Origin of the sequence: Bradyrhizobium stylosanthis, assembly GCF_001641335.1 — a bacterium.
GTDB lineage: Bacteria > Pseudomonadota > Alphaproteobacteria > Rhizobiales > Xanthobacteraceae > Bradyrhizobium > Bradyrhizobium stylosanthis.
Map to the genome: position 1 here is coordinate 2,340,557 of NZ_LVEM01000001.1, position 11,776 is coordinate 2,352,332.

General features: G+C 65.7%; 14 protein-coding genes. 5 read left to right on the forward strand and 9 right to left on the reverse strand.

Annotation, left to right across the window (positions count from 1 at the left end):
• Positions 1-11 precede the first annotated feature (11 nt).
• Positions 12-908, forward strand: a complete 897-nt coding sequence (locus A7X65_RS11330) for an alpha/beta hydrolase family protein (RefSeq protein WP_063684614.1) — start codon at positions 12-14, stop codon at positions 906-908.
• Between the two features lie 7 nt (positions 909-915).
• Here the strand turns inward: A7X65_RS11330 and A7X65_RS11335 are convergent, their stop codons facing one another.
• Together A7X65_RS11335 and A7X65_RS11340 are read right to left on the reverse strand one after the other, a co-directional pair.
• A complete protein-coding gene (locus tag A7X65_RS11335) occupies positions 916-1,179 on the reverse strand; it encodes a hypothetical protein (RefSeq protein ID WP_063684928.1) in 264 nt (87 codons plus the stop codon).
• A gap of 188 nt (positions 1,180-1,367) precedes the next feature.
• The gene (locus tag A7X65_RS11340) at positions 1,368-2,852 is read right to left on the reverse strand and encodes an aldehyde dehydrogenase family protein (protein ID WP_063684929.1); all 1,485 of its coding nucleotides are present in this window, start codon (positions 2,850-2,852) and stop codon (positions 1,368-1,370) included.
• Between the two features lie 113 nt (positions 2,853-2,965).
• Here A7X65_RS11340 and A7X65_RS11345 point away from each other — a divergent pair, with 113 nt between their 5' ends.
• Positions 2,966-4,048, forward strand: a complete 1,083-nt coding sequence (locus A7X65_RS11345; RefSeq protein WP_063684615.1) for a substrate-binding domain-containing protein — start codon at positions 2,966-2,968, stop codon at positions 4,046-4,048.
• 77 nt (positions 4,049-4,125) lie between these two features.
• Positions 4,126-4,500, forward strand: a complete 375-nt coding sequence (locus A7X65_RS11350; RefSeq protein WP_063684930.1) for a winged helix-turn-helix domain-containing protein — start codon at positions 4,126-4,128, stop codon at positions 4,498-4,500.
• A gap of 6 nt (positions 4,501-4,506) precedes the next feature.
• Here the strand turns inward: A7X65_RS11350 and A7X65_RS11355 are convergent, their stop codons facing one another.
• Together A7X65_RS11355 and A7X65_RS11360 are read right to left on the reverse strand one after the other, a co-directional pair.
• Positions 4,507-4,884, reverse strand: coding sequence for a hypothetical protein (locus tag A7X65_RS11355; protein WP_063684616.1), 378 nt, complete (start codon positions 4,882-4,884; stop codon positions 4,507-4,509).
• A 122-nt stretch (positions 4,885-5,006) separates the two neighbouring features.
• Complete coding sequence (locus A7X65_RS11360; RefSeq protein ID WP_063684931.1) at positions 5,007-5,588, reverse strand: hypothetical protein; 582 nt, start codon at positions 5,586-5,588, stop codon at positions 5,007-5,009.
• 160 nt (positions 5,589-5,748) lie between these two features.
• Between A7X65_RS11360 and A7X65_RS11365 the strand changes: the two genes are divergently transcribed.
• Positions 5,749-6,687 (forward strand): LysR family transcriptional regulator, encoded by a 939-nt coding sequence (locus tag A7X65_RS11365; RefSeq protein WP_063684617.1) that lies wholly within the window; start codon positions 5,749-5,751, stop codon positions 6,685-6,687.
• Positions 6,688-6,871: 184 nt separating this feature from the next.
• The gene (locus tag A7X65_RS11370; RefSeq protein WP_063684618.1) at positions 6,872-8,791 is read left to right on the forward strand and encodes a sensor domain-containing diguanylate cyclase; all 1,920 of its coding nucleotides are present in this window, start codon (positions 6,872-6,874) and stop codon (positions 8,789-8,791) included.
• 4 nt (positions 8,792-8,795) lie between these two features.
• Here the strand turns inward: A7X65_RS11370 and A7X65_RS11375 are convergent, their stop codons facing one another.
• From A7X65_RS11375 to A7X65_RS11395, 5 genes are all read right to left on the reverse strand, one after another.
• The gene (locus A7X65_RS11375; RefSeq protein WP_063684619.1) at positions 8,796-9,380 is read right to left on the reverse strand and encodes a TIGR00645 family protein; all 585 of its coding nucleotides are present in this window, start codon (positions 9,378-9,380) and stop codon (positions 8,796-8,798) included.
• A 34-nt stretch (positions 9,381-9,414) separates the two neighbouring features.
• Positions 9,415-10,050, reverse strand: a complete 636-nt coding sequence (locus tag A7X65_RS11380) for a TerC family protein (RefSeq protein WP_063684620.1) — start codon at positions 10,048-10,050, stop codon at positions 9,415-9,417.
• The gene (locus A7X65_RS11385; RefSeq protein WP_063684621.1) at positions 10,047-10,409 is read right to left on the reverse strand and encodes a hypothetical protein; all 363 of its coding nucleotides are present in this window, start codon (positions 10,407-10,409) and stop codon (positions 10,047-10,049) included. The genes A7X65_RS11380 and A7X65_RS11385 overlap by 4 nt, the downstream gene beginning before the upstream one ends.
• A 2-nt stretch (positions 10,410-10,411) precedes the next feature.
• A complete protein-coding gene (locus tag A7X65_RS11390; RefSeq protein ID WP_063684622.1) occupies positions 10,412-10,867 on the reverse strand; it encodes a tellurite resistance TerB family protein in 456 nt (151 codons plus the stop codon).
• 397 nt (positions 10,868-11,264) lie between these two features.
• The gene (locus A7X65_RS11395; protein ID WP_063684623.1) at positions 11,265-11,645 is read right to left on the reverse strand and encodes a nuclear transport factor 2 family protein; all 381 of its coding nucleotides are present in this window, start codon (positions 11,643-11,645) and stop codon (positions 11,265-11,267) included.
• Positions 11,646-11,776 lie beyond the last annotated feature (131 nt).

The following is an 11,776-nucleotide window of genomic DNA, read 5'->3' on the forward strand; positions in this document are numbered from 1 at the left end:
ACTTTCCGCCCATGGACGCGGCATTGGACGACGTTTTCATCGACGAGATCAGCTTCCCGGCGGCCGACGGCTATGCGCTGGCCGGCACCCTGTTCCTGCCGCGCGGCACCAAGCGCCACGCCGTCCTGATCAACTCGGCCACCGCCGTCCCGCGCAAGATCTATCGCGGCTTTGCCTCCTATCTCGCCCATCGCGGCTGCGCGGTCCTCACCTACGACTATCGCGGCATCGGCGACAGCAGGCTGCCGGCGATGGTCGGCTACAACCAGCCGAAATCGCTGGTCGGCTTCAAAGCCTCGATGTCGGATTGGGCCGCGCTCGACGTCAGCGCCGCAGTGCGCTGGATGCGCGAGCGTTACAACACCCTGCCCCTCGCCTATGTCGGCCATTCCTACGGCGGCCAGGCGCTCGGGCTGATCGAGAACAACAGCGAGATCTCGCGGGCCGCCTTCGTGGCCTCGCAGGCCGCGACCTGGCGGCTGATGACCTCGCCGGAGAAGTACAGAGTCTACGCCTTCATGAATTTCGTGGGGGTCCCGCTGGTCCACGCTCTCGGCTACGCGCCGGGCTGGGCCGGCATCGGCGAGGACCTGCCCAAGGGCGTCTTCCTGCAATGGGCCGACTGGGTCTCGAGCCCGCGCTATCTCTTCGATTCAAAACTGCCGGCGCTCGACAATTTCGCAAAGTTCAAGGGCGAGCTGCGGGCGCTGTGCTTCTCCGACGATCCCTGGGCAACGCGCTCCGCGGTCGAGCTGCTGACGAGCGGCTTCACCGCGATCAAGCCGGAGGTCTTGACGGTGAAGCCGTCCGACGTCGGCACCAAGGCCATCGGCCATTTCGGCTTCTTCCGCCCCGATCACCGCGACACGCTGTGGCGCGGCCTTGCGGAATGGATCCAGGGCGAGTGAGACGGCGTCAGCGAATGATCGTCGTGAGCGACGAGTAGCGCCTGTTCGGTTTGACCTCGCTCGGCGCAAACTGCGCGAACGCTTCGCTGACGCGCACGGCCGGCGGCGTGTCGCTTGCGAAGCGGAATTCCTTCGGCTTCGGCGCGTAGAAGCTGGCGCTATAATAGGAATCGTCGAAGCGCGCCTCGCCGACCCCGAACACTGCGTCGCAGGCGAACAGGAGCGCATACACGCCCGCAACCGCCACGACGATCTCCCTGAAGATAGACATGATGAAGCCCTGCCCTGTTGCGGACAGGATGCAGGCCGGTTCCAAAGCTCTGGTTTAAGGCGCCGTGCGACTTGTCGGGAGGGTTTGCACCGGCTGAGCCGAATGCAGACAATTTTACCGATCTCGAAAAAAAGAGCCCGCCTGACCGGACGATCAGGCGGGCCCAGGATTGGCCGATCGGGAGGGTATCAGACGGCCAGATTCATCCACACCGCCTTGGGTTCGGTGAAATTGTCGAGCGCGGCGGTGCCGTGCTCGCGGCCGAGGCCGGAGTCGCGCTCGCCGCCCCAGGGCAGGCGCACGTCGGTATAGCCATAGGTGTTCATCCAGACCGTGCCGGCGCGGGCCCGCTTGGCGAAGCGCTGAAGCTTGCCGACGTCGCGGCTCCAGACGCCGGCGGCGAGGCTGTAGGCGGTGCCGTTGGCGATCCTGAGCGCATCGGCCTCGTCCTTGAACTTGATGACGCTGACGACGGGCCCGAAGATCTCCTCCTGCGAGACCCGCATTTCGTGCTCGACGTCAGCGAACACCGTCGGGCTGATGAAATAGCCGCGCTCGCCGATACGCGTCCCGCCGGTGACGAGCCTCGCGCCCTCCTTCTGTCCGATCTCGACATAGTCGAGGATCGACTTCATCTGCTTCTCGGAAATGACGGGGCCGAGCGCGGTCTTGCGATCGAGCGGATCGCCGATCCTCAGCGACTTCGCGCGCGCGGCAAGCCGCTCGACGACCTCGTCATAGGCCTTCTCCTGCACCAGCACGCGTGAGCCGGCCGAGCAGACCTGGCCTGCATTGAAGAAGATGCCGGAGGCCGCAGCCTTGCTTGCTGCTTCGAGATCGGCATCGTCGAAAATCACGTTGGCCGACTTGCCGCCGAGCTCGAGCGAGACGCGCTTGAAGTTGCTCGCCGCGCCCTTCATGATTCCGCGGCCGACGCCCGGCGAGCCCGTGAAGGTGACCTTGTCCACGTCGGGGTGGTTGACCAGCGCGTCGCCGACGACGCGGCCCGGCCCCGTGACGACGTTGAACACGCCCGCCGGAAGACCCGCTTCGAGCGCGAGCTCGGCGATGCGCAGCGCCGACAGCGAGGTCAGCTCGGCCGGCTTCATCACGATGGTGCAGCCGCAGGCCAGTGCGGGGGCGAGCTTCCACATGCCGATCATCAGCGGGAAATTCCACGGCACGATCGCCGCGACCACGCCGACCGGCTCGCGCATCGTGTAGGTCAAGGCATCATCGCGCACCGGCACGACGTCGCCGCTGATCTTGTCGGCCCAGCCGGCGTAGTAGATCAGCGTGTCGACGGCGGCGGGGAAGTCCTGGCGCATCGTCGCCGAGATCGGCTTGCCGGCATCGATCGACTCGAGCTCGATGATCTCGTCTGAGTGCCGCTTGAGCAGGTCGGCCCAGCGCAGCAGGATCTGGCCGCGCTCGGAGGCGCGCATGGTGCGCCAGGGGCCCTCGAACGCCCGGCGCGCGGCGGCCACGGCGATCTCGACATCGGCCTCGCCGCCCTCGGCGACGGTGGCGATGACCTGCCCCGTTGCAGGATTGAGGGATTTGAAGGTGCGGCCGGAGCTGGCGGGCACGCGGCGGCCGTCGATGAGCAGATGCTGTGGCCGGGCCATGAACTCGGTCGCCGGCGAATGCGCAAAGTCATATGCAACAGACATCATATTTCCTCCTGATCTGGTATGCCAGACTAGGTGTCTATTGGCTGGAGTAAATATGATACGTTCTGCAAATGGACGCCCAACATATGAAGCGTAGTTCATAAGGATAGCCCATGCTTCAGATCGAGATCGAGGCCGTCTGGCGGTTTCGCCGCGAGGGCAGCCCGCGCACTGTCGTCGTCATGCTCGGCGTGCTCAACGAGATCCGGAAGACCGGAAAGATCACCAGCGCGGCCAGCGATGCGCAGCTCTCCTACCGCCACGTCTGGAATCTGATCGAGCAATGGTCGGAGTTCTTCGGCACGCCGCTGGTGGAAACCCAGCGCGGCAAAGGTTCAAAACTCACGCCGTTCGGCGAGCGGCTGGTGTGGGCCGGCGAGCGCATGCAGGCCCGGCTCGGGCCGCAGCTCGAAAACCTGGCGCAGGAGCTCGCCAGCGAGATCAAGCCGTTCCTCGAACAGCGCCCCTCCGTGATCCGCGTTCATGCGAGCCACGGCTTTGCCGTGGCAAAGCTGCGCGAATTCCTCGACCGCGAGCCCGGCATCGGCGTCGATCTGCGCTATGTCAGCAACCAGCATTCGCTGGTGTCGCTGGCGCAGGGTGCCTGCGACCTCTCCGGCCTGCATCTGCCGCACGGCGCACTGCGCGCGCAAGGGATCAAGGCTGCGCGCGAATGGCTCGATCCGCGCGAGGACCGCATCATCAACTTCGTCACCCGCGAGATGGGCCTGATGGTCGCGCGCGGCAATCCGCTGCGGATCGCCTCGCTCGATGACCTCACCAAGCCCACCGTCCGCTTCGTCAACCGTGACCATGATTCCGGCACGCGCCTTTTGTTCGACCAGTTGCTGGCCGCGAACGGTATCGACGAGAGCAGGATCAACGGCGCGCAGCAGATCGAGTTCACCCACGCCGCCGTTGCGGCCTATGTCGCCAGCGGCATGGCGGATGCGTGCTTCGGCGTCGAGGCCGCCGCGCGCCAGTTCGGGCTCGATTTCATCCGCATCCTCACAGAGGACTATTTCTTCGTCTGCAAGCGCGCCTTCCTCGACACCGCGCCGATGCAGCGCATCCTCGAAATCATCCGCAGCCACGATTTTCGCGCAGCGATCGCCACCCTGCCCGGCTACACCGCATCGGACACGGGCGAAGTGACCGGCGTGAAGGCGTTTCTGGAGATGCACGCCGTGCGGTGATGAATGACGGCGCGCTCGCTTGTCCGCGGCGGGCAAGAGTGGCAATGTCGTCAGGCAAAGTCCAAGAGATGCCCGTCATGTCGCGCGCGAGCGCCAAGCCGCTTCCCCAGCTCAGCCTTCGCATCGACCTCGACGACGAGAATCGGATCGGGCCCGGCAAGATCGAGCTTCTGGAACAGATCCGCGAGCACGGCTCGATCTCCGCGGCCGGCCGGGCCATGGACATGTCCTACAAGCGGGCCTGGGACCTGGTCGACGAGATCAAGCGCATCTGCGGGCATGCCGTGGTCGAGCCGCAGGCCGGCGGCAAGAACGGCGGCGGCGCGATGCTGACCCCGTTCGGCGAGAAACTCGTCGCACGCTACCGCAAGATCGAACGCGACGCCGCGCGCGCCGTGCACAAGGAGCTGGAAGCGCTCAGGAGCGACATCGGCCGTTCGCGGAAGTCGTGACAGCGATCAGTTCGGCCGCCCCATCACTTCCGGCATCGGCTGCGTCAGCGCTTCGCCGAGCAGGCTCTGCTCCGACTTCGGGATCGAGAACCGCACCTTGAAGCCGTCCTCGGTCTGGAGCGTGATGATGCGCTGGGTCGTGTCGGTCGCTTGCTCCAACACCCAGGACGCGAGCGGATAGGCATAGCGCAGGCTCTGGTCGCCATAGCGGGCCTTCAGCGCGGTCTCCAGCAGACCGGGGAGCGTCATGATCAGCGCGCCGACCTGGTTGAGCGAGACGCTGACCGCGGCAGGATTGCCCGCCACATCCTCGAATCCCAGCGAGATCGCGCCGCCATCGGCGGCCACCTCGCAGGTCGTGAGCTGCCTCACCTTGATTTCCATCGCCGGTCCAAGAGCACGCTTCGCTATATCCATCAGGATATATCGATGTCGCGGCCGGCGTCCAGCCCCGCTTTTCTGGAATTGATCGAACCCGCCGGAAGCGCTCTGCAAGGCAGCGCGGATCAGACCAGCGGCTCGTCCTTGAGCGCCGAGACCACCTGCTCGCCGCGTTCGGTCAGGCGATAGGTCACCAGCGGACGGCTCGAGGGCGGCTTGCGATCGATCTCGACGATGTAGCCGCGCACCATCAGCGCTTCGAAGCTGCCGTAATAGCCGAACATGCTGATCTGGTTCTGCTTGAGCAGCTTGAACTCGCGCAGCAGGCGGATCTCGTTGCCCGAGAGCAGCGAACGGCGCACGCGCTGCACGAACCGCGCGCGCTGGTCGAACCAGACCTGATCGGGCAGTTCATGCGCGGCCGGCGCCGCATCGCGTTCGCACGGGCGCGCCTCCAGCGTGATGTCGGCGATGGCAGGCGGCAGGCAGGGCATGCTGCTGACGACCGCTTCCCTGGCGACGTCGAGCAATGCGATCGACCAGCGCCGCTTGTTGTCCACCATCACCGGCGGCGGCACGACGTTGTCACGCACCAATTGCTCGAAACGGCCGGCGGTCACCCCGACATAGGCCGCGGCGCGGCGGCGATCCACCAGACGGGTGGTGTCCGGCTTGTGCTCCAGCTCGCAAGCGATGTTCTCGTTCACCCCGAAATCCCCCGGCGCCTCGTTGCGCACGGCCCGGCCGTCCCCTGGGACCTGATCGAGCCGGCGGCGAACCTAGGGATGAGGAGCGCTCTCGAAAAGCAGAGAATTTCGCACGGGTTGATGCCGTTTCGGCAACAGCTATAGTTGGGACGGGGGTCCCATGCGCTTTCATTCGCCGTCCATCCAGTATTTCCATGCCGTGCGCCGGACCGGTTCGATCCGTGCCGCGGCGCGCGTCCTGAATGTCGCCTCCTCGGCCGTCAGCCGTCAGATTCTTAAGCTCGAGCAAGAGGTTGGGTCGCCCTTGTTCGAGCGCAATGCGCGCGGCCTGACGCTGACGACGGTCGGCGAGATGCTGGCCCGGCATGTCATGAACGTGCTCCAGGACCTCGACCGCTTCCGCTCGGACGTTGCCTCCCTCTCCGGCGCCTGGAGCGGCACCGTCAGCATTGCCTGCATCGAGTCGCTGACGGAATCCGTCCTGCCGGACCTGATCGCGTCCCATCGCGGCCGCGCCCGCCGCGTCAGCTTCACCACCGAGGTGAAGGGATCGTCGGACGTGCTGGAGGCGCTCAGCCGCGGCGAGGCCGACATCGGCATCGCCATGGCGCTCCGCCATCCGCCGGATCTGCGGCAGGTCGCCCTGAAGCGCTTTCGCCTCGGCGCGGTGGTCGCCCGCGAGCACCCGCTGGCGCGCCGCAAGACGGTGACGCTGGAGCAATGCCTCGCCTTCCCCGTCATCAATGCGCTGCCGGAGCTGTCGATCTTTCATCTGCTGCAGCCGCTGATCGCGCAGCTCCCGGAGACGCCGGAGCCGGCGATCCAGGCCAATTCGATCGACCTGATGCGCGAGCTCGCCGCGCGCGGCGTCGGCGTCGCCTTCCAGACCCAGCTCGGCATCAACAGGCTGTCGCGCGACAGCCGGCTCGTCTTCCTGCCGCTCGACAATGCCGGCAGCCCGGTCTGGTCCGATCTCGGCATCTATGTGCGCGCCGAGCGCACCTTGCCCGCCTACACCGAGTCGTTTCTCCAGGAGCTGGTGCGGGAGCTTGGCGATCGCGAGCGGCGCGAGAACACGGCCTATCCGCCGACGCCGTAGCGCCGCGTGCAGCCCCGTGCTTCTGCGGACAACCCCGATGAAACACGGGGCATTCTGCCCATTTCCGACAACCGGCTGCACGTCCTGTTAATGACGGAACGAGTTTCAGGCCCCGCGCGCGCGAAAATTAGTTGCTCGGCAATGCCGCACGGCAATGGTGGCCGGATCACACCGGAACAGGCCGATGCCGTCCAGAAGTCTTCATGCCAGGATCCAGCGTCACCCGACCATGGTCGTCTGGGGCTTCGTCGCGCTCATGAGCGCATGCGTGCTCGGGCTCGTCGCGTGGAAGGCGGCGCTCGGCCGCGAGAGCGTGTTGACGCGCAACGAGGAAGACATCCAGAACCTCGTGCACTCGCTCGCCCGGCATGCCGTGCATTCGTTCCAGGCACCCGACGTCGCGATGAACGGCCTTGTCGATCTCCTGAAATACCGCAAGCCCGACATCGCAGCGCGATTCAACGCTCATCTGGCGAGCACGGTGCGATCGCTGCCCCAGCTGCGCGAGCTCAAGGTGCTCGACAGCAACGGCGCGGCGATCTATTCGAGCGCCGCGACGCTCGTCTCGCACAACAATGCCGACCGCGACTATTTCCGCTTCCACCGGGACAACCCGGATGCCGGCCTGCACATCAGCGGACCCAGCATCTCCCGAACCACGGGCGAGCCGACCATCGTGCTGTCCAAACGCATCAGCGATGCCACGACCGGGGAATTTGCCGGCATCGTCATGGGCGCGATCCCTTGCGACTATTTCGGCGATTTCTACCGTTCGCTCTGGGTTGGCGCGCATGGCGCCATCAGCCTGATCACCAGCGAGGGCAAAGTGCTGGTGCGTTGGCCGTCCGGGTCCAGCGGACACGACCTTTCGGGCACGCCGCTGTTCCAGACGCGCCTGAAGCAGAGCCCCGCCGGCTATTACAAGATCACCTCGCCGTTCGACGGGATCAGCAAATATTTCGGCTACGAGCAGAGCGCCAGCTATCCCATCATCGTCACCGTGGCGCGATCGGAGGCGCAGATCCTCGGTGGGTGGCGCCAGAACCTGCAATGGGACGCCCTGGTGGCCTCGTTCCTGCTGCTCGTCGTTGCCGGCACTGCGGTGCTGCTGGCGCGGCAATTCCGCTACCGCTCGCGTCTGGAGCAATCGCTGCGCGAACGCGAGGAGCGCCATCGCCTGCTCGCCGACAACATCGCCGACATCGTCGTCGTGCTCGACGAAGAGGGCGTGTGCCGTTACGTCTCGCAATCGGTCCACACAGCCCTCGGCCTGACCGAGGACATGGTGCTCGGCCGCTCCTGCCTCGACCTCGTCCACCCCGACGATCGCGAGATGGTGGCCAGGAGCAACGAGTTTCGCGACGACAGCGATCGCACGCGCTCGGTCAGCTTCCGCATCACGCGGCCGGACGGCGCGGTGGTGTGGCTGGAATCCAATTTCCGCCGTGCCCGCGGGCTCGGCACCGGCGGCCCAGAGACCGTCGCGGTGCTGCGCGACGTCACGCAACGCAAGCTGCTCGAGGAGGAGCTGTCGACGGCAAATCGCCGCCTCGCGCAGCTCGCGACCACCGACGGCCTGACGCGGCTCGCCAATCGCCGCAGCTTCGACAGCTTCCTGCGCGAGGCCTATGCGCGCAATTCCGCCCTGTCGGTGCTCATGATCGACATCGACCATTTCAAGGGATTCAACGATACACTGGGCCACCAGGCCGGCGATGCCTGTCTGCGCCGGATCGCTGGCGTGATCGAAAACGTCACCGCCGAGGCCGGCGGCCAGGCCGCACGCTATGGCGGCGAGGAATTCGCGATCGTGCTTCCCAGCATGTCCGAGGAGCAGGCGATGGCGGTCGCCGAGCAGCTACGACGCGCGGTCGGCGCGCTCGACATCGCTCATCCGGCGGCACCTTGCGGCACCGTCAGCATAAGCATCGGCGTCGCCGCCAGGAACGAGTCCTGCGCCGACGACATCACGCTGCTGCGCGAAGCCGACATTGCGCTCTACCACGCCAAGGACACCGGCCGGAACCGCGCGGTCGCGAGCAGCGCGCTGCGCTCCGCAGAAATCGCCTCACCGCCCCTCGCCGACCTCGATCTCGCGGGCTAGCCGCTCAACCGTGACCGGCCTGCTTGCGGTGACCGTTCTCGCTGAGACGGTCGACCCAGGCGATGCCGATCGCGGAGATGATGAAGGTCAGGTGGATCAGGACCTGCCACATCACGCCGCTCTCGGTGAAATTGCTGCGCGTGGTGCCGAGATTGCCGGCCTCGATGAAGGTCCGGAGCAGCGAGATCGAGGAGATGCCGATGATCGCCATCGCCAGCTTGATCTTGAGCACGCTGGCATTGACATGGCTGAGCCACTCCGGCTCGTCGGGATGACCGTTCAGGTTCAGCCGCGAGACGAAGGTCTCGTAGCCGCCGACGATCACCATCACCAGCAGGTTCGAGATCATGACGACGTCGATCAGCCCGAGCACGACCAGCATGATCTGCTGCTCGCTGGCGTCGAAGGAATGCACGACGAGGTGCCAGAGCTCCTTCAGGAACAGCAGCACATAGACGCCCTGCGCGATGATGAGGCCGACATAGAGCGGCACCTGCAGCCAGCGCGAGCCGAAGATCAGCTGGGCGAACGGGCCGATCTGCGGCCGGGGCGGCGGTGTAGCCGAATGTGCTTTGGGTTCAGACGTCATCAATCACTCCGAAGTGCAGTCAGGACGCGTCCACTTAGAGACTTGCGATCACGGGCGCAAGCTCGAGCGAGCCGCGATAGATCATCTCGAAGGCGACGTAGACGATGATGGCGAGACCCACATAGGCGATCCAGCGCTGCTTCTGCAGCACCCGTCCGAGCAGATCGGCGGCAACGCCCATCAGCGCGACCGACAGCAGGAGGCCGAAGGCCAGGATGTAGGGATGCTCGCGCGCCGCGCCCGCGACTGCCAGAACGTTGTCCAGCGACATCGAGACGTCGGCGGCGACGATCTGCACCGCGGCCTGGCCGAAGGTCTTGCGCTGCGCCGGCGCAGCACCGGCGCCGCCGCCATGGCTGAACGCCAGCTCGCTCGCATGCGTCTGCTCCCGCAGCTCGCGCCACATCTTCCAGCACACCCAGAGCAGCAGCACGCCGCCCGCAAGCAGGAGGCCGATCACCTGCAGGAGCTGTGTCGCGACGCCGGCAAAGGCGATACGGAGCACGGTCGCCGCGGCAATGCCGACGACGATGGCGCGCCTGCGCTGCTCGGCCGGCAGGCCGGCGGCGGCAAGGCCGATGACGACGGCGTTGTCGCCGGCAAGCACGAGGTCGATCAGGATGACCTGAAACAGCGCGGTCAACGCCTCGGCAGTGATGAATTCAGTCATGATTGATCATTTTTCGATGCAGACGGATCGAGCCATCCCGGCTTCTTCCGCTCGACCCAGTCGAGAACCTTGGAACGCGAGGCGCGCAGCGCGGGCACGTCCTCGGCGAGTAGCGCAAGTCCAAGCGGCAGCATCCAGATGCCGAGCACCGGCAGGAACGAGAACACGCCACCGACGACGAGCAGCGCGCCGGATGGAATCCGCACCCAGCGGCTGGACGGCTTCATCAAATAGGTGACGGTGTCGCTCATGCGCGGCGGCAGGCGATTGACGAGCTTGTCGAGCCGCGGGTCGCCGCCGGCCATCTGGCTGGCGCTACCCGCAGTCCCGTTCATCTGCTCATCCGATGCTGTGCTCATGCTCACTCCTTGGGGGCAGTGCTCGTCACACCCGGCCCGACCTGCTTTGCGCGCGGCAGCACCAGCGTCAGCAGCCGGAGCAGCTTGATCGCCTGTACTTCATGGGGATGGACATCCTCGTCCGCCGCCGCGACGCGCTCCGACAACTCCATCAGGTGCGATGACAGCGGCATGTTCGAAACCGGCCGCAACGTGTCGATCACCACATTGGCAAAGTCCGGCTCCTCCAATCGTTCCGCCAGCTCGTCGAACATCGAGAACAAGCGCTCGTCGGCGACGTGCGGGGCCAATCCGCGATCCCTGATGAAGCGGATCACCTCGTCGCGCTCGACCGGCGAGACGGAGCGGTCGGCGACCGCGACCAGCGCGCCGGCAATGATCAGGGCCGCGGCCGCCTGCTCGTTCAGGCTGGACGGTTCGGTGATCTCGATCGGATTTGAGAATTTGGCGTCAGACATCGTTGCTCCTCGTTTGCGAAATGGCCGCACGGAGCTGCGATGGGGGACGATGAGCCGGAAGGAACTCGAGTAAGCCCGACGATCGGCCGATCCATCGCATTCGCGCGGGACAGGTCATCCGACATCGCGAGGTTTGCCGACATCTGTCGGTGTCCTCGCCAGAGGGGCCCGGATTCTTGTTCGCCTCAGAAATAAAGATCGGTCCGCCGGAATCAAGGCGATGAACTGCGACCAGCAGCCGCACCGGGTTCCGTGGCGCCGCGATTGGTTAAGCAACGGTGTGCGTGTGCCGGCGGCTTCGTAGCCCGGATGAGCCAGCGATATCCGGGAAGCGGTCCCGCAGGTCGCTTCGCTCATGCGGGCTACGGGAGATCCCGACGCACGACGCTCGCTCAACTCATTCCATCCGCTCCACGAGATGCGCACGCGAGGGCCCGGGATCGAACCGGTCGCCGAAATATTGAGTCTCGTGGGCCACCCGTCCGTCGCGAAATTCCATGATGCTGACGACGTAGGACGGTATGCCATCGTAGCTGAGCACGAACTCGCTCACCCAGAGATCGCCGCCGCCGATGATGCGCCGAACCGTGAAGCGCTTCCTGTTCGGCTGCACCGTCCGGCTCTCCTGAATATTCCTGCGGCCACGGATGCGCTCACCCGACTGCGGATAGTCGAGCACGGCGTCCTCCCGGTAGATGTCGTGCTCGGCCTCGAAATCGTTTGCGTCCGAAGCCTCCCAATGGCGCCGCAGCGCTGCCAACCCGGCTTGATCATCCATCTCGGCCTCCGATCTCCAGTGAACATGACCTCTTCGCCCCCCTGAGCTGATGACGCGGAACCGCCGCGGCAAGGCTCCCCTCGCAACGTCTAACAACGGCTAACGCGCCAACACTCCGGTTTGGATGCAGA